This window comes from Ruegeria sp. CG4 (genome assembly GCF_056537185.1).
In genome coordinates this window covers 269,806-295,021 of the sequence record NZ_JBQFRB010000001.1, presented here as the reverse complement: position 1 = coordinate 295,021, position 25,216 = coordinate 269,806, and the positions used below count along the sequence as shown (strand labels likewise).

Genomic DNA, 25,216 nt, shown 5'->3' with positions numbered 1-25,216 from the left:
TTTGGTATCGTCAGAGATTTACAGGCGCGCCGCAGCAACCACAAGCAACGAAACTTAACCGCGCAGCCGGTCGCGATGTCGTGCCAGCCAATTGGCCAAGGTCAGCAGAGGCATGTCCTTGAAGGCATGACTGTCGACCATTTCGATAAATTCGGCATACGAGAAAATCCGGCTACGGATATTCTCGCCCTCGGAAGAAAGGCCACCGTTGTCGGTCGTTTCGATCAGGTCAGCCAATCCCAGATACAGATGGACGAACTCGGTCGACGAACCGCTGGAAGAATATACCCCACCAGCGTATTCCAGCGCGTTGGGGGTCACGTGCGCTTCTTCCTGAGTTTCGCGAATTGCCGCCTGTTCGGGCGTTTCGCGGGGATCGATCATGCCCGCGACCGGCTCCCACATCCAGGGTTCCGGGTCGTCGATCAAAAAGACCGGCACGCGAAACTGTTCGACCAGCAAGACCGTGTCCCGTACCGGATCGTAGGGCAGAACAACCACGGCGCTGCCCTGCATCAACCCATTGTAGTTCAGAACCGGACTCATTGATCCGTCGTATTGGCGGTGTTGAATCCTGATTTCATCAATCCCAAAATAGTTGATGTAGGCGGGCTTGCGATCATGGACGATCACGTCCTGCGCCGTATCGCGCGCATCACCGGTCTGACGCCGGCGCGCAGCCAACCTGGCCCAGGCCCGGGTCCGGATGGCTGGAAAACTTCGCGCAATCTCAGCAGCTTCGACCTTGCCGTAATGGGCCATCACCTCATCTGCGGCAAGTAGCGTCAGTTCTCCCCAATCTCCAAACCAGTCCTTCAGGGACCAGGGCTGGTCCGGCGTCCAAAGGTTGGGTTCTGGAAAGAACACGCTTGCCGTCGCCTTCGTTCCTTCAGGCAGCTCAAGGTCACGGGGGCTGAGGTCGTAATCGAAACCACCTTCGTAGTAAGTCAGCCGTTTCAAATCCTCGGGACTGAATCCCTGCACCAGCAAACCTTCGGCCTTGCTGCCATTCTCGCTGACAATCATCGGAAAGCTTTGCCCCTTCACACCATAGACGGCGTGGTCGGGCAATCTGGCCTCAGAAATTTTCAACTCAGACAGCGGGCGGCCAAGCACACGTTCCAGCAACGGCTGGCACCTGAGCGTGCCGTAAAAAAATAGATCAGACACGGGGATAGAGCTTTCGTTGTTCAGTCGCGCTTAACGCCAGCGGCGACTCGCTTCTTCGGTCGCCAACCCGGTTATGACAGCGCCCACCGCTAGCGTCACCAGAATGTTTGGAACAATCAGCTGCTCGCCAAACTCGACACCAAGCTTGAAAATCGCAAGCACCGCCTCGAACGGGCCGTCATACCTGTGACGCATCGCCAGGCGGAACATCTCATAGGTGCCCTGCACGAAAAGTCCCCAGAACACCAAAGATGCGACACCGGTCAGTCCGTTGTTGACACCTGCCGTCCATCCGCGACCAGCCCGCTTGCCCATGATTTTCCATCCGCAAACGAACCCAAGCGCAATGTTGACCAGAGTGAAATAGCCGTAATCCTTACCCTCGTCCCCGTTTTCGATGATCATCGTGGAGACAATAAAGGCAACCACCACCAGACATACAGCGGCAACTAGACGTGAGGCACTGGGCATACGAGGGGTCCGTTCGTTAACTCGGTTTTGCTATGGTGATCTGTGTCACATCGCAATTGCCGGTGTCAAAGGCCGCGCCGCATGCAGTCAAATAATAATTCCACATGCGGCGAAAACGCTCATCAAAGCCCATTTGGGAGATCTCTTCCCACTTGGCATTGAACGTCTCGTACCAGCGTCGAAGAGTCAGGTCGTAGCTTTTACCGAATTCGCGTGACTTCATCACACTCAGCCCGGCGCGTTCAATCTCTTGCCTGAGGATCGTTGGCGACGGCAACATTCCACCGGGAAATATGTATTTCTGAATGAAATCAACACCGTTTTTGTAATAGTCCCAGCGGTGATCACCCACCGTAATGATCTGAAGCGTGGCCTGACCGCCAGGTTTCAGCCGGTCGCGTACTGTCTCGAAGTAGACAGGCCAGTACTTCTGCCCAACCGCCTCGAACATCTCGATCGAGGCGATCCCGTCGTAATGCCCCTGTTCGTCGCGGTAATCCTGAAGCTTGAACTCAACCTGATCCGATAACCCAAGATTTTCAATACGTTGCCGCGCAAAATTCAACTGTTCTTGACTGAGTGTAAGGCCGGTGACGCGCAGCCCACGTTCCTTTGCGGCATATTCGGCAAAACCACCCCAGCCGCAGCCGATTTCCAGTATGTGATCCCCCGGCTTGGCACCCATTTCGTCCACAAGGCTTGCGTATTTTGCGATCTGCGCATTTTCCAGACTTTCCTGCCCGGTCTCGAACAATGCGCTGGAATAGGTCATCGTATCGTCCAGCCACAGGGAATAGAAATCATTACCCAAATCGTAGTGGTACGAGATATTTTTTCGGGCCTGTTTGCGGTTGTTTCGATGCAACCAGAACCGAAGCCTTTCGTAAGCCTGAACCAGAAACCGACCGGTGAAATCGTCATAAACGGCCTCTGATTCCAGATGTACCAGATCCATGAACGATCTCAGATCAGGTGTGCTCCAACCGCCCTCCAGATAGGCGTCGGAAAAACCAAGCTCACCCTCGCGAACCAATCGGGAAAAAACATCCGGATCATGAATATCGACCTGCGCCACCGGCCCGGGCTTTGCGCCTTCGGTTCGAAACACCCGACCATCAGGCAAGACAATATCCAGCCGTCCATTTTCCATCCGGCCAAGCATTTTCAGCACTTGTGAAAAATATCTGGGCAGGTCCTTCTGCCCTTCAGTCGTGGTCAGGATCATCCGCTCTCCCCTGTGCGGTCGTAGAAATAAGCTAGGCCGAGTTTCTGTTTCTGGCAAGTTTTCAGTTCGTTACCGACTTTTCGCCTGTTCATAAGCTGTCAGAGCTCGTTTTCGACCGTCCGCCAATTCCACAATCGGCGAAGGGTAACGCGCGTCCGGTGCCAGCCTCCATGAATTGGGCGCAGCTTCAAAGTATGCCAGCGCGGTCTTCGGTGGATCATCCTGGATTTCCGCGATCCATCGTTGCCTGTAAACCGCATCCGGGTCGAACTTCTGTGCCTGCGTCTGCGGATTGAATATCCGAAAGAACGGCGCCGCATCCGGCCCCGAACCTGCGACCCATTGCCAACCCATCGCGTTGCAGGCCGGATCCCAGTCGATCAGGCAATCCTCAAACCAGTTCATCCCGACTTTCCAGTGTGTCATGAGGTGTTTGGTCAGATAGCTTGCCACAACCATCCTCGCGCGGTTGTGCATCCGGCCTGTCACATACATCTGCCGAAGTCCGGCATCCACGATTGGAACGCCGGTTCTGGCCTGCTTCCACGCCATAACCGACGGGGCTTGGTCATCCTCAAACCAAGGAAATCCATCCCATTCGGGCCGCCAGTTGTTCGTCAGTAACCGAGGCGAGTGATACATCAGATGATACGCGAATTCCCGCCAGATCAATTGCCGCAGAAAGGCGTCGGTTCCGGGAATGCCCATCATCGAGGCGTTCTGAACGGCGTGCCACACCGTTCGCGGCCCAATCTCGCCCAGTGACAGATATTCGGACAGGTTCGAGGTGCCGTCTGCATCCAAACAATCGCGTCGTTCCTGATACCGTGCGATCCGATCCAGAAACTCTAGCAGGCAATCATTGGCGGACCTTTCACCAGCTTGCACATACGGCCGAACGACCCGGCTTCCTCGGTTCATCGCAGCGCCAAGGGACCAGTCGACCATATCCTCGGATTCCGGCCAATTGTCAGGATTTTTCAGCCGCGATGGCGCGCCCTGCGGAACAGGTATCTCCTTCTCCCGCACCGCGCGCCACATCGGTGTGAAAACCTTAAAGGGTTGTCCGGATTTGGTTGCGACCTGCCACGGTTCAAAAAGCAAATGTCCGTCGAACGACCTGGCATCAATACCGCCATCTGCCAGGGTTGCCTTGATACGAGTGTCACGGGCGATGGCATCCGGATCATAGGCGCGGGTCCAAAAAACCGATGCGGCGCCGGTCTCGGTTATCAGTTCTTGCAAAACGTTCAGCGCATTGCCGCGCCGAAGGATCAGACGGCTGCCGATGTCCCGAAGCCCGCTGGCGAACGCCTCGAGCCCCAGACCCAGGCGCCATTTGGGGGCTGCACCCAGACCGCGCACAAAGTCGTCAAATACGAAAACCGGAATGACGGGTCGGCCTGTCGCTGCGGCAGCGCAAAGCGCGGGATGGTCGGACAGGCGCAAGTCTCTGCGAAACCATAATAGTATTGGCGCTTTGTCTTTCTGCATATCCGCCCCAAGTGTTTATTCGTATTACGAATTCAGGCGAAAATCGGATCACAAAACCTTGTCTAACGCATCCAGAAGCTGATCGACTTCCTGCTTCGATGTGTAGTGCGTGAAACTGACACGCAATACGCCGTGTTCCGGCGCGACCCCCATCGCCTGAAGCGGGCGGACAGCGTAAAAGTCACCGCCACCCGCCATAACACCATGATCGGAAAGGTCACGGGCAACGGATTCCGCTTCACGGTTCAGCGATATCGCAACCGTAGGTGCCCGCATCGAAGCGTTTGCCGGGCCAATCAGGCGAACCGCGTTGCGGTCCTTTACCGCATCCAGCAACGGCTGAAGTAGATCCATTTCATGCGCGCGCATCAGATCGTGAACAAATTCACCGCGCGCGCTTGCGTTGGTGTCAGGCCCGCCATGGTGATCGCACAGAAGGTCGACATAGTCGGCCATGCCCGCGCTTGCAGCGATCTGCGCATGATCCGGCCCTGCCGGGGTAAAGCGTTTGTACAAAACGTCACCGTTGAAGAAATGCGCCTGGTTCGGAAGCATTTCCCCAAGCGTGCGGCGAATGACCATGCATCCCTGATGAGGACCATAAGTCTTATATGCTGAGAACAGGTAGATATCCGGCCCCAGTTCTCCAACATTCGGAAAACCATGCGGCGCGTAAGAGACACCATCGACGCAAACAAATGCACCTGCGGCATGGGCAATAGCGGTGATTTCCGTGACAGGGTTGATCTCGCCCACAACGTTCGAGCAATGCGGGAAACAGATCAGCCGCACCTTTTCATCCAGAAGGTCTTCCAGATCCTGTGGGTTTAGGGAACCGGTGTCAGGATCAATTTTCCATTCGCGGATTTCGATCCCGTCGTCAGCAAGGCGCCTCCAAGGGCCCGAGTTCGCTTCGTGGTCCTGATTGGTAACAACAATCGCCTCTCCCTGCTTCATCCACTGCCGAAACGCCTGTGCCAGGACATATGTATTCTGCGTGGTAGACGGACCAAAACTCAGCTCATCTGTTTCAACGCCCAGAATGGCGGCCATGCGGGCACGCGCCTCGTCCATTTCCTCGCCCGCCAGGCGGCTGGCCTCGAAAGGTGCATAGGGCTGAACCTTGCGCTGCCTGTAGAACCGCGTCAGCCTGTCGATGACCGGTTTGCATGTATAAGACCCGCCAGCGTTTTCAAAAAACGCCTGCCCCTGAAGGCCGGGTTCAGAAAAGGCCGGGAATTGTGCCCGAACAAAATCGATATCCAGTTTGGTCATGGCTCGCTACTTTCTCGTCATGCTGCGCATCAGGGGCAAGGTGCCCGGGCATGATCCCGGATCCCTCAGAAATCATGGCAGGTCTTCCAGCCCAGCCGCAGACCTCATCATGAAAACAAGGAAGTGCAGGCAGATCTTCAGTCGGGACGTTCCCAAACGAAGATCCCGGATAATTAGCCAGCCGCTTTCGCGATGGTCAACCGGAACGTGAGGGGAAAAGACACCCGTCCAACTTCGGCACCTGGGTCAGGACTTCATCGGCTCTCAAGCTCATCAGAGATTTGCTGCCGATATTCTTGATTATGCAAGCGAGGCGAGCGTCCTGCAAAAGCAGCGGTTTCATTTCAATGAACAGAACCGCAAATCGGATACAAAAGGCAAACAGGCCGGGGATTTGAACCGGCCCGATTTTTGACATTCAGCAGATTGTCAGCCCTGAACCTTGGTATAAGTCCCCTCACCGGCAAGAATGCCGCGGAAACCGCCAGGTTCGTCCAATCCAAACACGATCAAAGGAAGGTTGTTGTCGCGCGCCAATGCAATGGCCGAGGCATCCATGACCCGCAGGCGTTTTGCCAGTACATCGTCATAGCTAACGGTGTCATAGCGCTGTGCGTCGGCGTGAACCTTGGGATCCTTGTCATAAACACCGTCGACACCGTTTTTGCCCATGAAGATGGCTTCGCAGGCCATTTCGTTGGCCCGCAGCGTGGCTGCCGTATCCGTTGTAAAATAAGGGTTTCCGGTTCCGGCCGCAAAAATGCAGACCCGTTTCTTTTCGAGATGTCGCACGGCGCGGCGGCGAATATAGGGTTCACATACCTCGTCCATCCGGATGGCGGAAATAACCCGTGTGAATACGCCCACTTCCTCAAGCGCGGATTGCATGCCCAATGCGTTCATGACGGTGGCAAGCATTCCCATGTAATCCGCCGTCGTACGCTCCATCCCTTGCGCCGAACCGCTGAGGCCCCGAAAAATGTTGCCGCCACCGATGACCATACAGATCTCGACGCCCAGATCGTGTACGGATTTCACCTCTTGCGCGATACGCTGAACGGTGGGCGGATGCAGGCCGAACCCCTGATCCCCCATCAGCGCTTCGCCCGATATCTTCAGCATAACGCGCTTGTATTTTGTCTTGGGGGTTTCGGTTGTCTCGGTCGAAGGGGATTGGCTCATGTTGCGCTCCGGGCTGGCACAGGTTTAATTCCGGCGCAAAATGAAGCAAAAGCACCGCAGGTTCAATGCGGAACGTTAGGAATAAGGCAGTCCAGATGGCCAACGCAATCTCATCGCGGTTTTGGGACATGTTGCCCCCCGTTCCGGATGACAAGCCTGTTCTGATCGCCGGGCCCACTGCGTCAGGAAAATCGGCGCTTGCGCTGCAGATTGCCGAAAAGTTCGGTGGTGTCATCGTCAATGCCGATGCAAGCCAGGTTTACGATTGCTGGCGGGTGATTTCAGCGCGCCCGTCGGTCGAGGAAGAAGCCCGTGCGCCACACCGTCTCTATGGACACATTCCATTTGACCAGATCTATTCGGCAGGACACTGGCTGCGCGAGGTCAAACCCCTTTTAAACTCAGCTGAGCGTCCCATAATTGTGGGCGGCACCGGGCTGTACTTTTCAGCACTGACTGAAGGAATGGCAGAAATTCCCGCGACGCCACCTGAAGTGCGGGCGCAAGCGGATAAGTTGGAACTGCCCGCTCTGATCGCAGGTGTCGATCCCGACACTTTAGACAAGCTGGACATCAACAACCGCGCCCGCGTTCAGCGCGCATGGGAAGTGCAGACCGCGACCGGACGCAGTTTGTCGGACTGGCAGGTAGATACCCCACCCCCGGTTCTTGCCTTGTCTGATACCGTTCCCATTGTTCTTGACGTCGACAAAAACTGGCTGCTGGACCGTATCATTCGTCGCTTTGATCTCATGCTGGAAACAGGGGCCTTGGACGAAGTTGAAGCGATGCTGGATCGATATGATCCGACCCTGCCGGCCTGCAAGGCCATCGGCGTCCCGGAACTGGTTGCTTACCTCGATGGCCGAATGACTATGGATCAGGCCCGGGAACGCGCCACGATCTCCACTCGGCAGTTTGCCAAGCGTCAGCGCACGTGGTTCAGGGCCAGGATGGGAAAGTGGAATCCCGTAGACTTCTCAAAATGATACTAAACATTCCTAACTGAGTGCCGGATACTCTGGCGCATCTTGAATATGTTGCTTCACGGCCTGCCAAACCTCGCCAGTCGCGAACGACTTTGTGTACGAATGTATTCTTTTACAAAAGCTCCATCACGCCGCGACTCGCCAGGATGAACGGGGCGCATATGTCGTTTTTGTACTCTGCATGCCGATTTCGAACATTGACGTAATCCGAATTCTGGTGCGGAATACGTTCATGGGGAATGTGAGAATCCAAAAAAGAAGACCCAATTGCTCGTTGAATGCGACCGGCCGGTCTGCCTGATTCCGAGCACACCAAATCGACAAATGTACCACAGGGAGACATCTTGATGAAAAATCGTACCATGACCGGGGCACCAGTTCACTGGGCGGCAGAGATGCACGCGCAGGAATACCGTGACGGCAAGCTAAGCCGCCGCGAGTTCCTGACCCGCGCCACGGGGCTGGGTGTTACGGCTGCTGCGGCATACGGCATGATCGGCCTGGCAGCTCCGGCGCGCGCCGCTGGTGAAGATGCCAAACAGGAAGGCGGAACCATCCGTGTTCAGACCGAGGTTCGCGCCCTGAAAGACCCGCGCACCTATGACTGGTCGCAAATCGGCAACTACAGCCGGGGTACTCTTGAGTATCTGGTCGAGTATAACTCGGACGGTACATTCCGGGGTATGCTGCTGGAAGGCTGGGAAATCAACGACGACGCGACAGAATATACCCTCAAGGTTCGTCCGGGTGTGAAGTGGAACAATGGCGACGACTTCACGGCCGACGATGTGGCGTTCAACATTGCGCGTTGGTGCGACAAGTCCTCGGAAACCAACTCGATGGCGGGTCGCTTTGCAACGCTGGTCGATGAAGGGACGGGTCAGGCGATCGAAGGTGGCATCGAGGTCGTGGACCCGACGACCGTAAAGCTAAACCTGCCCAAATCCGACATTTCGCTGATTGCGGGCATGTCCGACTATCCGGCAGCGATCGTTCACCAGTCCTTCAGCGAAAATGACCTGCTGAACAACGTGGGCACCGGTCCGTATCTGATGAGCGAACTGGAAGTCGGCGTCAAAGGTGTTCTTGTCCGCAACGAGGAACATACCTGGTGGGGCGAGGAAGTTTTCGGCCGTCCGGCGCTCGACCGTATCGAATACATTGACTACGGCACCGACCCGTCTGCGTGGCTGGCAGCTCTGGAATCTGATGAAGTCGACATGCTGTACGAGTCGGTTGGTGAATTCATCGACGTCATGGACGGCCTCGGCTACGTGAAATCCGAAGTTATCACCATGGCTTCGATTGTAATCCGTCCGAACCAGCTGGCCGAAGTTGACGGCAAGCAACCCTATGCGGACAAGCGTGTGCGCCAGGCTCTTCAGATGGCCGTGGATAACTCGGTCTGTCTGGAACTGGGCTATGGCGGCCGTGGCACAACTGCCGAAAACCATCACGTCGGTCCGATCCACCCGGAATACCCTGAACTGCCGCCGCAGAAGGTTGACCCGGAAGGTGCGCGCAAGCTGATGGAAGAGGCCGGTATGGCCGATTTCGAGCACGAGCTGATCTCGATCGACGACGATTGGCGCCGCAACACGACAGACGCCGTGGCGGCGCAGCTTCGCGATGCGGGCATCAACGTCAAACGGACCGTTCTGCCGGGCAACACGTTCTGGAACGACTGGGTGAAGTATCCCTACAGCTCGACCAACTGGAACCACCGTCCACTGGGTGTTCAGATCTGGGCGCTGGCCTACAAATCGGGCGAAGCCTGGAACGAATTCGGCTGGTCCAATCCTGACTTCGACGCGATCCTCGACGAAGCGCTTGCCATCGCGGATGCGGACAAACGCCGCGAGGTCGCTGCACGTGGCGCCGCGCTGATCCAGGAAGAAGGTGTGACGATCCAGCCATACTGGCGCGCACTTTATCGTCACATGAAGGACGGGTTGGTTGGCACCGACATGCACGTGTCGTTCGAACACCACCACTACAAGTGGGGTTGGGCAGCCTAAACACTGCCGACTGCAAACCGGGGGCGCCTGATCGGGGCGCCCCTTTCCAGCCGCAGACTAGCCGACACGGGGTCGGATGTCCGAGGCCAGATAATGGTCCAATGATCTGCGGAACACCTGAACAACGGGGCCATCATGGGACTTTTTATCCTCCGTCGGTCAGGCGTGATGCTGCTTACAGCTTTGTGTCTGACATTCGTGGTCTTCTTTCTGACCAATCTTTACCCGAATCTTGAAAAACTGGCCAAGACACAGGGCAACCAGCGGATGTCGGACGAGCAGGTGGAAGCCTGGCTTGAAAACCGCGGCTACAGAGAGCCGATGCTGATAAAATACGGCCAATGGCTGGGTGTGGCCCCCGGGTTCACCAACACGTTGGCGGACGGACAGTTTGTCGGCACCTGTGTGCGCCCTGGCACGACCCCGGAAACGACGCCCAGCTATTGCGGCGTTCTGCAGGGTGAATGGGGCTATTCGACCGTATTCAAGGACGACGTCGGCAGCATTGTCGCAAAGCGTCTGGGGAATACCGGGTATCTGATGTTCTGGGTTCTGGTCCTGATGGTTCCTTCGGCGCTATTGGTCGGTGTGTTGGCGGGAATGCGGGAAGGATCGGCGCTGGACCGTTCCCTGTCGACATTTTCGATCATCACGACAGCGACACCTGAATATGTGTCCGGCGTTATCTTCATCGCGATCTTCACCTCGTCGACCGTCGGCCTGAAATGGTTCAAGGGCACGGCCACACAGGCGATGGACAACCCGACATTCGAGAACTTCTTCCTGCCGGTTCTGACTATTGCCCTCTACGGGATGGGATATATCGCCCGAATGACCCGCGCCTCGATGACCGAGGTGATGACCGCTCAATACATCCGGACCGCCCGTCTGAAAGGGGTATCGTTCGGTAATATCGTTGTGAAACACGCATTGCGCAACGCACTGATCGCGCCGTTCACCGTCATCATGCTGCAGTTCCCATGGCTGCTGAATGGTGTCGTGATCGTCGAGACCCTGTTCAACTACAAGGGTTTCGGTTGGGCGCTGGTGCAAGCCGCGGGCAACAACGACATTCAGTTGTTGCTGGCAATCTCGGTCGTGTCGGTCTTCGTGGTGCTGATCACGCAGCTGATCTCGGACATCGGCTATGTGTACCTCAACCCGCGCATCCGCATTTCGTAAGGGAGATAGAACATGGAACCTCTAAGCTGGACCGGCTCTATCGCCTTTCTGAACCCATTGCTGATGATCGCGATTGCGGTACTAGTATTGTCGATCCTGGTCTGGATCCTGGCCAGTATCGTCCTGCCCGAAGCCCAGGTGAGCGTCAATCCGGATGGCACGCTCAGCTCGGCCGGCGGGGTGCGTGGGCTGATACAGTCGTCATTGCGCCTTAGCTTTCTTGCCTGCGTCGGCCTGGTGCTTGCCTATATCGTGCTGGGCATCCTGTTCGGTACCGGTGCCGGTATCATCGGGGCCATCTCGCAACAATTCCTGCCTGTCTGGGTGTCACTGATCATACTTTACGCCATGTCGATCGCCTTCAAGCGGCGGCTGGGTCTGTACGGCAAACTGTACGACAGCCCAATCGGCATGATCGGTTTTGGCCTTGTCATGTTCTGGGTCTTTACCGGGATCTTCGGAGCGATGGACCTGATCGTGACGCACGACCCGCTGGCGCAAGTCTCGGGTATGAAGAACAAGGTTCCCGGCACTCCGCTGCCAAACCTGGAGGAAGGCGAATTCGCCTGGTATCTGCTGGGTGGAGACAATCTGGCGCGCGATGTGTTCAGCCGGATGGTCAAGGGCGCCTGGATCGTTGTGCAGATCGCACCACTGGCCACCATGTTTGCATTCATGGTCGGGATCACGTTGGGTCTGCCGGCCGGTTACTATGGTGGACGGCTGGATACGTTTCTGTCGTTCCTCGCCAACCTGATCCTGGCCTTCCCCGTGATCCTGCTGTTCTATCTGCTGGTCACCCCGGAGATCGTCGCGACAGGAGTGCCGAACTACATGGCGGCCGTCCTGTTCCTGTTCCCGATCCTGTTCCTTGGGGTGCTGCTGAACTCACGCTATTACACGCGGCCAAAATTCCGAACGCCACTTCTGATCGGAGTATTGGGCGTTGCGATCTGGTTGTATCTGTCGCTGATTTCGACAGGCGGTTACGTGATCAACACCGATGACTATCGCATCTGGGGTCTGCCGACTTATCTGGATCTGTTCGATATTCCGGGCGGTATTCTGGTCGTGTTCGTTTCGGTGGTCTTTGTGAACTCACCAACCGTGTTCCGTATCGTCCGTGGCCTCGCGCTGGACATCAAGACACGCGACTATGTGGCGGCGGCGCAAACCCGGGGTGAAGGTCCCTGGTACATCATGCTATGGGAAATCCTGCCAAACGCGCGCGGCCCGCTGATCGTCGATTTCTGTCTGCGTATCGGCTATACCACCATCCTTCTGGGAACGTTGGGTTTCTTCGGACTGGGTTTGCCGCCTGAAAGCCCGGACTGGGGTTCGACGATCAACGAGGGGCGCAAGCTGTTGTCGATCTATCTGCACCCGGCCCTTCCGCCCGCGCTTGCGCTCTTGTCACTGGTTCTTGGTTTGAACCTGCTGGCAGATGGTTTGCGCGAAGAAAGTCTGAAGGACTGATGTGATCGAGGCCGGGGGCCCTGCCCCCGGACCCCCGGAGTATTTTCGAAAAGATGAAGATGGTCGCTTGAACAGCTTCATCAGGGAGTAGGAAACGATGAACAAACTGGCGGAATATGACGGCCCGATCCTGGAGATCGACAAGCTGTCGATTTCATTCTTCACCCGCCTGCGGGAAATACCCGCCGTAATGGATTTCTCGGTCAGTGTGCAACCGGGCGAGGCTGTGGGACTGGTGGGTGAGTCCGGTTGCGGGAAATCGACCGTTGCGCTGGGTGTCATGCAGGACCTGGGGAAGAACGGGCGTGTCGTCGGTGGTACGATCAAGTTCAAAGGCCGCGATTTATCCCAGATGACCACTGAGGAATTGCGCGACATTCGCGGCAACGAGATCGCGATGATCTATCAGGAGCCGATGGCCTCGCTGAACCCGGCAATGAAGATCGGCAAGCAGCTGATGGAAGTGCCGATGATCCACGAGGGTGTGGGCGCTGAAGAGGCCTATGCCCGTGCGCTGGAGGTGGTCACCGATGTGCGCCTGCCCGACCCTGAGCGGATGCTGAATTCATTCCCGCATCAGCTGTCAGGCGGTCAACAACAGCGGATCGTGATCGCCATGGCGCTGATGTCGAAACCAGCACTGCTGATCCTTGACGAGCCGACGACCGCACTGGACGTGACGGTCGAGGCGGCGGTCGTTGAACTGGTCAAGGATCTGGGCAAGAAATACGGCACCTCGATGTTGTTTATCTCGCACAACCTCGGTCTGGTTCTGGAAACCTGCGACCGGCTGTGCGTGATGTATTCGGGTGAGGCTGTCGAGCGCGGTTCGATCAAGGATGTGTTCGACGAGATGCAGCACCCCTATACGCAGGCGTTGTTCCGGTCGATACCGCTGCCGGGGGCGGATAAGAATTCGCGCCCGCTGGTCGCCATTCCCGGGAATTTCCCCTTGCCCCATGAGCGGCCTCCGGGATGCAACTTTGGTCCGCGCTGCGATTATTTCGAGGAAGGGCGCTGTGATGCGCAGGACATCCTGATGCAGGCGGTGCCCGGCAATGACCGGCACCACACGCGCTGTCTGAAATTTCAGGAGATCGACTGGAACGCCCCGATCACTGTGGGCGAACAGAAGGAAAAGGCCGAGATCGGCCGAACCGTTCTCAAGATGGACAACCTCAAGAAGTACTACGAGGTTGCGGCGAACGCCCTGTTCGGCGGCGGCGAGAAAAAGGTGGTGAAAGCCAACGAAACGCTGAGTTTCGAGGCGCATGAATCCGAAACGCTGGCCATTGTGGGTGAATCCGGTTGCGGCAAATCCACCTTTGCCAAGGTCCTGATGGGGCTTGAAACGGCCACCGACGGTCAGATTCTTCTGGATAACCGCAATATCGAACAGGTCCCGATCGAAGAACGTGACGCAAAGACCGTTGGCGAAGTACAGATGGTGTTCCAGAACCCGTTTGATACGCTGAACCCCTCGATGACGGTGGGGCGTCAGATCATTCGCGCTTTGGAGATCTTTGGCGTCGGCAACTCCGAGGCAGAGCGCAAGAAGCGGATGCTGGAACTGCTGGATCTGGTGAAACTGCCCCGCGCATTCGCCGACCGTATGCCGCGTCAGTTGTCGGGTGGCCAGAAGCAACGGGTCGGTATTGCCCGTGCCTTTGCCGGTGACGCGCGCATCGTTGTGGCGGACGAGCCCGTTTCCGCGCTTGATGTGTCGGTGCAGGCTGCCGTGACCGATCTGTTGATGGAAATTCAGCGCAAACAGAAGACGACGCTGCTGTTCATCAGTCACGATCTGTCGATCGTGCGCTATCTCAGCGACCGTGTGATGGTGATGTATCTGGGCCATGTGGTCGAACTTGGGACCACAGATCAGGTCTTTGCGCCACCATATCATCCATATACCGAAGCCCTGCTGAGCGCGGTGCCCATCGCGGATACGTCGATCCAGAAGGAGCACATCGTTCTGGAAGGCGATATCCCATCGGCCATGAACCCGCCGCCGGGATGCCCGTTCCAGACCCGCTGTCGGTGGAAGTCACAGGTTCCGGATGGGCTGTGCGAGCAACGCGTCCCGCCCGTCCAGACACTGGCAGACGGTCATCAGGTCAAATGTCATCTAGCCGAGGATGTCCTTGCCCGGATGGAGCCGGTCATCAAGATTGCCGCAGAATAGACAACGTGAATCTATTGACAAAGGCCGGTCGTCAGACCGGCCTTTGCTTTTTTGCGCCGCATATTTTTGGACGGCGCCCGGGATATGTTGTGAGTGGTAGCCCCGGTCAGAATTGTGCTCACCCGGTCAGGACGTTGTTTCCGAAATGCATGAATTCCTGATCCATGCCTGCGACCTCGCCGGCCTCCAGTTTCAGACCGGCACTGTCGAGCATCGTATGGCTCTTTTGCGCCTTCACCCATTCATCTGCGGACTGCAACGTTGTCAGCGTGTATGACGTCACTTCGTTCAGGTAATGGGTCGGGATGATTACCTTGGGTTTCAGCCCGGCCACGATATCATTGCCCTGATCATAACTGAGGATGTGCTGGGATCCGTCCACCGGCAGGGTGAGAACATCCACCTGCCCGATGGCATCCCAGAATTCCTGCGGCGGATTGTGGCGGTTGTCGCCCCAGATCAGGGTGCGGATCCCGCCGGTTTCGACGAGGTAGACGACCATGTCCATGTGGCCGACATTGTTCGGCGGGCAGGCCTCGGCTCCGAATTCCGCCAGCGCATTGGTCCAGTCATACCAGCCCGGCGCAACGCAGGCATGCTTGTCCGCAAACCCGGTAATCTTGAGATCGGCAAATTCAAAGTTTCCGACCATCCTGTCCAGCACCATGGTCGAAGTCGGCCGTTCGATCGCATCATGATCGAAATGCGCGTGGGTCGACATGGTTATGTCCACGGATATCTGCGGAAACTCATTGCGGAACCAAAGACCCCATGCACCGGACGGATCGTCACGCCACGGGTCGAACAGAACCGTCGCCCCGTTTGGCGATGTGATCTTGATTGCGCAGTGACCGTAATAATCAATCCCCACAGCGCCGGTCGAAGCCTGACCGGTCGAGCCCTGCAGGTCGATGACGTGGTTGTTGTTCCCGGGCTGAAGCCAGGCTTGCGATTGCGCCTGTACCGGCGATCCGGCAACCAGAGACACCCCTGCCCCCACACCTGCCGCACCAGCAGCCAGAAAGAATGATCGGCGCGACAGGCCGGGTGCCAGTGTGTCCCGTGATCCATTCATGATTGTTGGCTTCAGATCCTTGCGATCCATGTGTTGACCTCCGTGTTGGTTAGGTGCGGTACGATCCGCACCTTCACAGGCAGGCTAACAAGCAAAGGTATCCATTCTCAGACGAGAAATATCGGGGGGTAATAAGGGGGCGTTCCCCATATTCAACCTTCACGAAATCGTGAGCAGATGGCTGCGCAGGTTCTGATCGCGGCCTTCTAGGCCAAGTTTCTTGCGAATGTTGTTGCGGTGAAAATCAATAGTCGAAGTTTCGCGGCACAGAACCTTGGCTATGTCCTTGGTGGTCTTTCCCGTCATAACAAGCTGGGCGATTTCAATTTCTGTCGGTGTCATGATCGAAAACGCGTCCGACAACTTGTCAGAGATATCCGAGGTGATCTGTTTCAGATTATCCTCGGCCAGATCCAGATACGCGTGAGAGGCGTCTTCTGCGTTCAGATGATCACGCAGTTTGTGCAGATACGGAAGAACCATGGCCCGAACCTGCTCGACAATCTTCTGGTCCCGGTTTTTCCGGTCGTCGTCGAGGCTGGACAACAAAACGCGCAAGGCTGTGTTGGTCTCTCGCAGTTCTTTCGTGCGGGATTGAACCCTGTCTTCCAGTTGCGCCAGCGTCTCATTCAGTTTCGCCTCAAGCGCGCGGCGCAGATAAACCTCCTGCAACAAAGCCAAATCAGCTTCGACCATGCGGGCGAACTGGATCAATCCCTCGCGGAAAAGCAGCGCGCGGCGGTTGCGGTGGCGGTCCAGCACGCAGATCGTTCCGAATATCTCGCCGTCCGGCCACTTCAGCGGCAACCCGATATAAAAGGACATGCCGTGTTCAAGGTCTTCATTTTCGTTCCAGACCGGGTCACATGTCGCGTCCTCGACAACCAGTTCGCCGTCGCGTTCGAAGACGCCCTGACAATACAGCTTCGGGTGCAGTTGAAAGTTCATGCCGACGGGATAGGGGTTTTGCGGGTGATCGGACGTGACCAGAACCCTGTGATCGGGCGCATCCGTCTTCATGATCAGGCTGGCCGGAACATCGGCGAGCTGCGCCACAAGATCCACCAACCGCTGCCAATTGGCCATTGTACCTTGCGGGATGTCCGGGCGATTGTGTGGCATCGGATGCCTCGTTGGTGGTGGAGCTTTCCCTCTCAGGTTAGGCCGACCGTAACCCGGCGATCAAGAATCCGCCCCTCCGCAGTGCAGCGAGGACTGTTCAGCCGCCCCAGATCACCTTCACGTAGTTCTGGGTCTCCGCATAAGGCGGTATTCCACCGTGCTTTTCCACGGCCAGGGGGCCGGCGTTATACGCCGCCAGAGCCAGCGGCCAGGATTTGAACTTGCGATATTGCCACGACAGGTACCGCGCGCCACCTTCCAGATTTTGCTTTGGATCAAGCGGATCAACCCCCAGCAGATTGGCGGTCTGCGGCATGAGTTGCGCCAGCCCAAGCGCCCCCTTGTGGGACTTCGCAGTAGGGTTCCAGCCACTTTCCTGCTGCACCAGCCGCAGGAAAAGATCTTCGGGGATACTGTGCTTGCGCGCAGCGTCACGGGCCAGCGCCAGATATTGCCCCCGGTATTTGCCGGTATAACGTTTGTTGAATTTCCCCTGGGCGGATTTCGGTTTGAGCCGCTCGGACCCGCGGTACTGGGTCGCGGACCTGCTATCCAGGACTTTGGCCTGCTTTAGGAATATGTCCTTGCGGCTTTTGCTGGACAACGTCTGCGCACTGGCTGGAACCGACGCCAGCAACAGGCCCAGAACAAAGAAGCCACCAATCATAGACCGCATTTATGCTTATCCTGCTCACTCAAAACTCTGCCGGAGTATAGGTATTCCAGCCAATAATGAAAGCTTGGTAAACAAATCCTGAGAGTTTTCCCGCCGGGTGTTGTAACCATCAACTCGGTTTCAACCGGATCGCAGTCCGTATAGGGTCGCTCAGGAACACAGGCGCCAGATTCGGGCGCGATCAAGTCAGAACAGTACGGGGAAATACATGGCGGGTTCAGTCAACAAGGTCATTCTGGTCGGTAATCTTGGCCGCGATCCTGAAGTGCGAACATTCCAGAATGGCGGCAAGGTCTGCAACCTTCGCATCGCCACGTCCGAGACATGGAAGGACCGCAATACAGGTGAGCGGCGCGAACGGACCGAATGGCACACGGTTGCAATCTTCAACGAAGGTCTGGTTCGCGTGGCCGAGCAGTATTTACGCAAAGGCTCGAAAGTCTATCTTGAAGGTCAGTTGCAGACCCGCAAATGGCAGGACCAGTCTGGCCAGGACCGCTATTCGACCGAAGTTGTTCTGCAAGGGTTTGGCTCTACCCTTGTGATGTTGGATGCCCGCGGTGAAGGCGGCGGTGGTGGATATGGCGGAAGCCAGTCCGGTGGCTATGGCGGTGGTCAGGCCGGCGGAGGCTATGGCGACTCCTACGGCGGCCAGTCCAGCGCACCGGCCCCTGCATCAGGCGGAATCGACGACGACGAGATTCCGTTCTAAGCATAGCGGAGACATATCATGACATGGTCCTTCTCTCTCGGCCGGCTGCTCGGGTCCGAACTGAGGGTCCATGGCACCTTTTTCCTCTTGCTCGCCTGGATCGGGTTCGCGGCCTATACGCAGGGTGGATGGAACGCAGCCCTGCAAAACATCATCTTTGTCCTGCTGCTGTTTGCCTGTGTGGTGGCGCACGAGTTCGGGCACGCGCTTATGGCGCGGCGGTTCGGCATCAAAACCCCCGACATAACCCTTTTGCCCATCGGTGGCCTTGCCCGGCTTGAACGCATGCCGGAAAAGCCTATGCAAGAGGTCTGGGTGGCGCTGGCCGGGCCGGCGGTCAATATTGTGATCTGGTTTGTGCTGGTCACTTTTGGCGCCAGCATGCCCATTGAAACGATGGCCCAGATCGATTCGGTCCACATCGGACTTCTGAACCGGTTGGCCTATATCAATCTCCTGCTTGCTGCGTTCAACATGATCCCGGCATTTCCGATGGATGGCGGACGCGTGTTCCGGGCCCTGCTGTGTCTCAAGATGGACCGGGTCAAAGCCACCCGCGTCGCAGCAATGGGCGGGCAAGTTGTGGCGATTGGTTTGGGCTTTCTGGGCCTGAATACAGGCAACCCCATTCTGGTGCTCATAGCTGTCTTTGTTTTCATCGCGGCCAACGCGGAAAGTCAGGATGTCGCAATGCGGTCTGTGGCCCGGCGGGTATTGGCGCGCGACGCCATGATCACCGAATTTCATCCGCTTTCGCCCGACGATACGCTCGACACTGCGGCGCAGGCCGTCATTCATACCACGCAGCACGAGTTTCCGGTGATTGAAGCCGACGGAACCCTATTGGGGTTCGTGACCCGCAACCGCCTATTTGCCGCTCTTGAGGGAGATCGTCCCAGATCAGACCCTGCCACTTCGATTATGGAGACGGAGATTCCGTCGGTTCAATTGACAAGTGGCCTGGAAACCGTTCTGGACGGTCTGCACAAAGGCGCACCCGCAATTGCCGTCCGAACTGCCGGTGGGCGCATGATTGGGTATATCACACGCGAAAATATTGGTGAGCTGATGGTTCTGCGCGGTCGCTGAAAGCACCTTACAATCAGCTGATTGAAAGAGCATCCTCAAGCACGGACAGGACCGCATCGCGCGGAACATCAGAGGTCACAAAAGCCTGACCTATCCCGCGCGCCAGAATAAATCGCAATTGTCCATCAATGACCTTCTTGTCCTGCGCCATCAGATCCACCAACGCCTCGGCCCGCGGCAATTCACCGGGAATGTCAGCCAGATCCGTTTTCATCCCCATCGCCTGAAGATGCGCCCGCACCCTGCTGGGATCTTCCTGCGAGCATAGCCCCAGCCGTGAGGACAGTTCAAAAGCCAGGGCGCACCCAATAGCGACACCTTCCCCATGCAAAAGCCTGTCCGAGTATCCTGTTGCTGCCTCTAGCGCGTGACAGAATGTATGACCAAGATTCAGCAAGGCTCGATCACCCTGCTCAGTCTCGTCGCGCGCAACGATGTCGGCTTTCATCTGGACAGATCGGGTAACGGCGTGCACGCGGGACTGCATATCGCCCGACGACACCGAAGGCCCGTTCTTTTCAAGCCACTCAAAGAACGCGGCATCGCCCAACAGGCCGTATTTTACCACTTCCCCGTAGCCCGAAAGAAAATCCCGCTGTGTCATGGTGCCCAAGACCGAGGTATCCGCAAGCACCAGTGAGGGCTGGTGAAACGCGCCAATCAGGTTTTTGCCTTGGGGTGCGTTGATGCCCGTCTTTCCACCGACCGAGCTGTCGACCTGCGCCAGCAGCGAGGTCGGGATCTGCACGAACCGCACACCGCGCCGCAACACCGCAGCGGCAAATCCGGCCAGATCGCCGATGACGCCACCGCCGAGTGCGACAACGACATCGCGCCGTTCGATCTTTTCCGCCAGCAGCCATTCGACCGCACGTTCAAAATGAGGCCAGCTTTTTGTCGCCTCGCCGGCGGGCAGTGCCAGCGCGCTCATGCTGATGCCTGCAGATTGCAACCCATCGCGCAAACCATCCAGATGCAATGCGGCGACATTCTCGTCCGTCAGAACCGCCACTTTTGGCCGATGCAGCAAGGGCGCGATAAACTCACCGGACTTCGCCAACAGATCAGGTCCAATCTCAACGTCGTAAGACCGATCTCCAAGTTCCACATTTACGGTTTGATGCATTTATTTTTGTTCCAGAACGTCCGGGCGCGTCATCAAAGACTCGATTACCCGGTTCACCATATTGTCGATCGAAATTTCGCCGTCCGAAACAACGGTCAGATCAGCCTGCGCATAGACCGGCACGCGATCTTCATACAGGGCACGCAAGGTCGCGTGGGGATCAGCCGTGCGCAGCAAGGGGCGCGTGTCTTTGTGCCGGACACGGTTCCACAACACATTCAAATCGGCGCGCAGCCAGACCGACACCCCACGTTCGCTGATCATCCGTCGGTTATCCCCCGACAAAAATGCGCCACCGCCGGTCGAGAGGATGCCTTTTTCCTCATCCAGAAGACGCCCGATGACCTGGCTTTCCTTGGTCCGGAAAAAGGATTCACCATCGCGCTCAAAGATTTCCGGGATCGTCATATTCGCCGCCGATTCGATTTCGGCATCGCTGTCTAGAAAGGGCACGCCAAGCCGCGCAGCAAGGGCGCGACCCACGGCCGTCTTTCCTGCACCCATCATTCCCACCAAAACAACCGTTTTGTGCAGTGCAAAGCCTGCTGACGGGTCAACCGTGCGGGTGTTATGCTTAATTTCGCTCATTTCACCGTGAATGACGTGATCTTGTGAAAATTGCCAGTTATAACTTGGTCAAAATCAAAAATTGAGGCAGCGTTGAGCCATGGGCCGCTTGATCAAGTTCGTTATATATATCATTTGCCTGAGTTTCATCGGGCTGGTCGCCTATACCTATGTTGGCCCCTACTTCGGCGCGGACTTCTCTGCCCCGCAAAGTGAAATACGCGAACCGGTTGATTTGGATGCGAATTAAAGCAGCGGCGGTTTTGCTGGTTCTGGCTGGTACGGCGCAAGCGCAACAGGAACCTCTCTCGGCCATTGACTGGTTGACCGATCCGCCCGAAAACCTGCCAGGTACAGTTCTGCTGGAACCCCCGGTTACCCAGACCGGCATTCAGCCCGACGTCCAGGTCACACCGCTCGAGGCTTTGTCGCAACCGCTGGGCCTCGTGTCATCATCGGTCACCGGGCTGCCCGTCGATCTGTGGCAGAACAGCGATCCAGATCGTTTGGCCGAGCTGATTGCGGATGTTCCGGTCAAATACAATGCAGCCATGCAAAGGTTGCTGTTCACCCTGCTGCTATCTGAAGCGCGGGCGCCCTCGGGACCAGAAGCGGAAGAAACGCTGTTATTGGCCCGCCTGGACCGGCTGATGCAATTGGGGGCCGCTGATCCTGCCCAGTCTCTGGTTCAGCTTGCCGGACCAACCGATAGCCAAGCGCGATTTCAGCGTTGGTTTGACGCCACACTTCTGACTGGCGACGAGGACCGCAGCTGCACCGCTTTGATTGCACAGCCTTATCTGTCGACCGACTACGCTGCTCAAATCTTCTGCAAGGCGCGCCGCGGAGACTGGGTCTCGGCCGCGCTGACACTGGAAGCCGCGCATGCGTTGCAAATTCTGCCCGACGAAGATCTGGCGGTTCTTGATCGCTTCCTTAGCCCTGAACTGTTTGAAGGGGCCGCCTATCTGCCGCAGCCTGAAAACCCCGATCCGCTGAGTTTCCGGCTGTTTGAAGCCATTGGCGAACGCTTGCCCTCGGCCCCTTTGCCCCGAGCATTTGCAAACGCGGACCTGCGCGATGTTGCAGGCTGGAAAGCCCAGATCGAGGCAGCCGAACGTTTGACGAGAATCGGCGCTTTGACCCCCAATCAGTTGCTTGGCCTTTATACCGAACGCAAACCTGCGGCCTCGGGCGCGGTCTGGGATCGGGTTGCGGCTGTTCAACGGTTTGAAAGCGCGCTTGAAACCGGGAACCGCGACTCCATTGCCGAAGCCCTGCTGACGGTCTGGAACCAGATGCACGACATCGGGCTGGAAGTTCCTTTTGCCGAACTGTTTGCCGAACGGCTGTCACGGGTTACGCTGCCAGATGAAGCATCCGAAGCCTTGCGCTGGCGCATTCTGCTTTTGTCTGAATTGTACGAAGCCGCTGCAATTGACATACCGGAAACGGAACAAGGAACACAGTTTCTGGCAGCACTGGCGCAAGGTGATCCCGGTCGTGCCAAATCACCATCTCCACTTGCAGACGCCGTTGCCGAGGGGTTTGTCTGGGCCGCACCAATCCCATCCGACATCGAAACCTTGCTGGCCAATGATCAGCTGGGCGAGGCCATTCTGGAGGCCATGACCCTCTTTGCCCATGGTGCACGCGGAAATCTTGTGGACCTGACCGCTGCCATCGCCACTTTGCGCCGCGTCGGACTTGAAGATACAGCCCGTCGCGCGGCGCTTCAGTTACTGATCCTTCAAGGAGTTTGAGAATGGCATCCCCGGCCACTCAGGACTTGTGGATTTCCACCTTCTTACAGGCTCAGGCGGCCGAGCTTGGGGCGGCAACCAACACCTTGCTGGCCTATGGGCGCGATCTGAAAGATATTGCGGCCTGGCTGGAGCGCCGGTCCTCGAGTTTCGCCGACGCCGACAGGGACCGGATCGAAGCCTATCTGATTGATTGCGATGCGCAGGGGTTGTCCCGCTCGACCCGCGCGCGGCGATTATCGGCCATCAAGCAATTGTACCGGTTCGCCTTCGAGGAAGGTTGGCGCGACACCAACCCGGCCATTCAGATCAAGGGTCCCGGACGGCCCAAACGATTGCCCAAAACGCTGGATGTACCCGAGGTCGACAGGCTGCTGGACGCTGCACGCCAGACCGGACGCACTGTCGCGGATCGGGTTCGCAATACCTGCCTGATGGAGCTTCTTTACGCCACGGGAATGCGTGTGACCGAGCTGGTCTCGCTGCCGGTTTCATCGGCGCGTGGCGATCCGCGCATGCTTCTGGTTCTGGGCAAAGGCGGGAAAGAGCGGATGGTGCCCCTGTCCCCGCCTGCCCGCGATGCGTTGGCGGCATGGCTGCCCCTGCGGGACGAGGCCGAAGACCAAACGGTCGCGAAAGGTGGGCAAAGATCCCAGTTTCTGTTCCCGTCCCGGGGCAAGTCCGGCCATTTGACACGGCACAGGTTCTTTTTGCTGGTCAAGGAACTGGCGGTTCAGGGCGGTGTTTCGCCCGAAAAGGTCACACCGCACACTCTGCGCCATGCTTTTGCCACCCACCTCTTGGCCAATGGCGCAGATCTTCGGTCGATCCAGACCTTGCTGGGTCATGCGGATGTGGCGACCACGGAAATCTACACTCATGTTCTGGACGAACGCCTGTCAGAACTGGTGTTGGAGCATCACCCGCTGGCGAAAGACCCGGACAACAAGGGCTAAACCCTTGATCCGGAGGGGTGGCACCCCCATAACAATCGCAACCGCATCAACAATAAAGAACAATGGAACCCACTTCTTTACTGATCGACGGCGCTTTTTGGTTCACCACCGGCGCAATCCTATTTTTGCTTGTTCTGTCAGGCTTCTTTTCGGGATCCGAAACGGCGTTGACCGCGTCATCCCGCGGCAAGCTGCGGGTACAAGCCGACAAGGGATCACGCGGTGCGCAAAAAGCGTTGGACATTACCGACGACAATGAACGCCTGATCGGTTCGGTTCTGCTGGGCAACAATCTGGTCAATATTCTTGCCGCCTCGCTGGCAACGGCACTTTTTACGCGACTGTTCGGCGAAAGCGGTGTGGCGCTGGCAACGCTGGTGATGACCTTGTTGGTTTTGATCTTTGCCGAGGTTCTGCCAAAGACCTATGCCATCACGAACGCGGAAAAAGCAGCCGCCGCGGTGGCTCCGATCATCGGAATCGTGGTGACGGTGTTTTCCCCTGTCGTCGCGGCGGTGCGTCTGCTGGTGCGCGGCGTGTTGCGCCTGTTTGGCGTTCAGATTGACCCCAACAGCAACATCCTTGCCGTGCGCGAAGAAATCGCCGGCGCCCTGCATCTGGGTCATTCCGAAGGCGTGGTCGAAAAAGAAGACCGGGACCGTATTCTGGGCGCGCTTGATCTGGGCGATCGCGCGGTGGAAGAGATCATGCTGCATCGATCCAATATCGAAATGATCGATGCGGACGACGCGCCCGAAAAAATTCTGAAACAATGTCTGGAAAGCCCGCACACCCGCTTGCCCGTCTTCCGCGACGAGCCCGAGAACATTGTCGGCGTCGTGCACGCCAAGGACCTGTTTCGCGCCATGTATGCCCAGGTGGGCGGACACGACGGCGACACAGACCGGCTGAAGTCCTTCGACATCTCCAAGGTAGCCACCGATCCGTATTTCGTTCCCGAAACCACTACTTTGGACGATCAGATGCGGGAATTCCTGCGCATGCACAGTCATTTTGCGCTGGTTGTCGATGAATACGGCTCGCTCCGCGGCCTGATCACGCTTGAGGACATTCTTGAAGAGATCGTGGGCGAAATCGCCGATGAGTTCGATCTGGACGAAGAAATAGCGATTACGCGGACCGATGACGGGCAGTTTCTGGTCGAAGGCGCGATGACGATCCGAGACGTCAACCGCGCGATGGAATGGACCTTGCCCGACGAAGAGGCCAACACCGTCGCCGGCCTGGTCATTCACGAGGCGCAGATGATCCCGACTGTCGGACAGGTCTTTTCCTTCCACGGGTTCCGCTTTGAAGTCACCGCGCGGGAAGGCAACCGGATCACCGGGCTGAAGATCCGCCCACTCTGAAGCAGGATGCTATACCAGCCAGCCGCAGGAGTCCGGCCTCCCAACGCAATCGATTGTTTGCGTGCCCAAGCGACACCCAATGTCGTATTTGGC

Annotated in this window: 22 protein-coding genes; 11 read left to right on the top strand and 11 right to left on the bottom strand. The window is 57.3% G+C overall.

What is annotated here, in order from left to right; translation table 11 throughout:
* Positions 1–54: 54 nt before the first annotated feature.
* The 6 genes from ACR0J2_RS01420 to pyrH form a co-directional block, all read right to left on the bottom strand.
* The gene (locus tag ACR0J2_RS01420) at positions 55–1,170 is read right to left on the bottom strand and encodes an NUDIX domain-containing protein (RefSeq protein ID WP_480811470.1); all 1,116 of its coding nucleotides are present in this window, start codon (positions 1,168–1,170) and stop codon (positions 55–57) included.
* Between the two features lie 30 nt (positions 1,171–1,200).
* The gene (locus tag ACR0J2_RS01415; RefSeq protein ID WP_170616361.1) at positions 1,201–1,641 is read right to left on the bottom strand and encodes a TrgA family protein; all 441 of its coding nucleotides are present in this window, start codon (positions 1,639–1,641) and stop codon (positions 1,201–1,203) included.
* Between the two features lie 16 nt (positions 1,642–1,657).
* A complete protein-coding gene (locus tag ACR0J2_RS01410; RefSeq protein WP_170806232.1) occupies positions 1,658–2,866 on the bottom strand; it encodes an SAM-dependent methyltransferase in 1,209 nt (402 codons plus the stop codon).
* Positions 2,867–2,935: 69 nt separating this feature from the next.
* On the bottom strand, positions 2,936–4,360 hold the full coding sequence (locus ACR0J2_RS01405) for a cryptochrome/photolyase family protein (RefSeq protein ID WP_480811469.1): 1,425 nt from the start codon (positions 4,358–4,360) through the stop codon (positions 2,936–2,938).
* Between the two features lie 48 nt (positions 4,361–4,408).
* On the bottom strand, positions 4,409–5,635 hold the full coding sequence (locus tag ACR0J2_RS01400; protein WP_480811468.1) for an aminotransferase class V-fold PLP-dependent enzyme: 1,227 nt from the start codon (positions 5,633–5,635) through the stop codon (positions 4,409–4,411).
* Between the two features lie 429 nt (positions 5,636–6,064).
* Positions 6,065–6,817 carry a UMP kinase gene (pyrH, locus tag ACR0J2_RS01395; protein ID WP_170616353.1) on the bottom strand — a complete coding sequence of 251 codons (753 nt, stop codon included), beginning with the start codon at positions 6,815–6,817 and terminating at the stop codon, positions 6,065–6,067.
* A gap of 95 nt (positions 6,818–6,912) precedes the next feature.
* Between pyrH and miaA the strand changes: the two genes are divergently transcribed.
* The 5 genes from miaA to ACR0J2_RS01370 all read left to right on the top strand — a co-directional run bounded on the left by miaA (position 6,913) and on the right by ACR0J2_RS01370 (position 14,667).
* Entirely contained in the window at positions 6,913–7,806 is an 894-nt protein-coding gene (gene miaA, locus ACR0J2_RS01390) for a tRNA (adenosine(37)-N6)-dimethylallyltransferase MiaA (protein WP_170806229.1), read from the top strand.
* Positions 7,807–8,153: 347 nt separating this feature from the next.
* Complete coding sequence (locus ACR0J2_RS01385) at positions 8,154–9,824, top strand: ABC transporter substrate-binding protein (protein WP_170806228.1); 1,671 nt, start codon at positions 8,154–8,156, stop codon at positions 9,822–9,824.
* Positions 9,825–9,959: 135 nt separating this feature from the next.
* Positions 9,960–11,006, top strand: coding sequence for an ABC transporter permease (locus ACR0J2_RS01380; RefSeq protein WP_480440215.1), 1,047 nt, complete (start codon positions 9,960–9,962; stop codon positions 11,004–11,006).
* Between the two features lie 12 nt (positions 11,007–11,018).
* Positions 11,019–12,482 (top strand): ABC transporter permease, encoded by a 1,464-nt coding sequence (locus ACR0J2_RS01375; protein WP_170806227.1) that lies wholly within the window; start codon positions 11,019–11,021, stop codon positions 12,480–12,482.
* Between the two features lie 97 nt (positions 12,483–12,579).
* Complete coding sequence (locus tag ACR0J2_RS01370) at positions 12,580–14,667, top strand: dipeptide ABC transporter ATP-binding protein (RefSeq protein WP_480811467.1); 2,088 nt, start codon at positions 12,580–12,582, stop codon at positions 14,665–14,667.
* A 118-nt stretch (positions 14,668–14,785) separates the two neighbouring features.
* Here ACR0J2_RS01370 and ACR0J2_RS01365 read toward each other — a convergent pair whose 3' ends face one another.
* From ACR0J2_RS01365 to ACR0J2_RS01355, 3 genes are all read right to left on the bottom strand, one after another.
* On the bottom strand, positions 14,786–15,772 hold the full coding sequence (locus tag ACR0J2_RS01365; protein WP_480811466.1) for an MBL fold metallo-hydrolase: 987 nt from the start codon (positions 15,770–15,772) through the stop codon (positions 14,786–14,788).
* Positions 15,773–15,901: 129 nt separating this feature from the next.
* Complete coding sequence (locus ACR0J2_RS01360) at positions 15,902–16,864, bottom strand: LuxR C-terminal-related transcriptional regulator (RefSeq protein WP_480811465.1); 963 nt, start codon at positions 16,862–16,864, stop codon at positions 15,902–15,904.
* Between the two features lie 97 nt (positions 16,865–16,961).
* Entirely contained in the window at positions 16,962–17,540 is a 579-nt protein-coding gene (locus tag ACR0J2_RS01355; RefSeq protein ID WP_170616321.1) for a lytic transglycosylase domain-containing protein, read from the bottom strand.
* Positions 17,541–17,748: 208 nt separating this feature from the next.
* Here ACR0J2_RS01355 and ssb point away from each other — a divergent pair, with 208 nt between their 5' ends.
* Together ssb and ACR0J2_RS01345 are read left to right on the top strand one after the other, a co-directional pair.
* On the top strand, positions 17,749–18,252 hold the full coding sequence (ssb, locus tag ACR0J2_RS01350) for a single-stranded DNA-binding protein (protein ID WP_480526070.1): 504 nt from the start codon (positions 17,749–17,751) through the stop codon (positions 18,250–18,252).
* 18 nt (positions 18,253–18,270) lie between these two features.
* Positions 18,271–19,341: a site-2 protease family protein gene (locus ACR0J2_RS01345; protein ID WP_480811464.1), complete on the top strand. Its 1,071-nt coding sequence runs from the start codon at positions 18,271–18,273 to the stop codon at positions 19,339–19,341.
* Between the two features lie 13 nt (positions 19,342–19,354).
* Here the strand turns inward: ACR0J2_RS01345 and aroB are convergent, their stop codons facing one another.
* Both aroB and ACR0J2_RS01335 read right to left on the bottom strand, forming a co-directional pair.
* Complete coding sequence (gene aroB, locus ACR0J2_RS01340) at positions 19,355–20,467, bottom strand: 3-dehydroquinate synthase (RefSeq protein ID WP_480811463.1); 1,113 nt, start codon at positions 20,465–20,467, stop codon at positions 19,355–19,357.
* Positions 20,468–21,055 (bottom strand): shikimate kinase, encoded by a 588-nt coding sequence (locus ACR0J2_RS01335; RefSeq protein ID WP_170676786.1) that lies wholly within the window; start codon positions 21,053–21,055, stop codon positions 20,468–20,470.
* Positions 21,056–21,134: 79 nt separating this feature from the next.
* Here ACR0J2_RS01335 and ACR0J2_RS01330 point away from each other — a divergent pair, with 79 nt between their 5' ends.
* The 4 genes from ACR0J2_RS01330 (at position 21,135) to ACR0J2_RS01315 (ending at position 25,123) form a co-directional block, all read left to right on the top strand.
* Positions 21,135–21,284: a hypothetical protein gene (locus ACR0J2_RS01330; RefSeq protein WP_170619029.1), complete on the top strand. Its 150-nt coding sequence runs from the start codon at positions 21,135–21,137 to the stop codon at positions 21,282–21,284.
* The gene (locus tag ACR0J2_RS01325) at positions 21,274–22,797 is read left to right on the top strand and encodes a hypothetical protein (RefSeq protein ID WP_480811462.1); all 1,524 of its coding nucleotides are present in this window, start codon (positions 21,274–21,276) and stop codon (positions 22,795–22,797) included. The genes ACR0J2_RS01330 and ACR0J2_RS01325 overlap by 11 nt, the downstream gene beginning before the upstream one ends.
* Positions 22,798–22,799: 2 nt before the next feature.
* On the top strand, positions 22,800–23,753 hold the full coding sequence (locus tag ACR0J2_RS01320) for a site-specific tyrosine recombinase XerD (RefSeq protein WP_480811461.1): 954 nt from the start codon (positions 22,800–22,802) through the stop codon (positions 23,751–23,753).
* Positions 23,754–23,815: 62 nt separating this feature from the next.
* Positions 23,816–25,123: an HlyC/CorC family transporter gene (locus tag ACR0J2_RS01315; RefSeq protein ID WP_480811460.1), complete on the top strand. Its 1,308-nt coding sequence runs from the start codon at positions 23,816–23,818 to the stop codon at positions 25,121–25,123.
* The last annotated feature ends 93 nt before the right edge of the window (positions 25,124–25,216 follow it).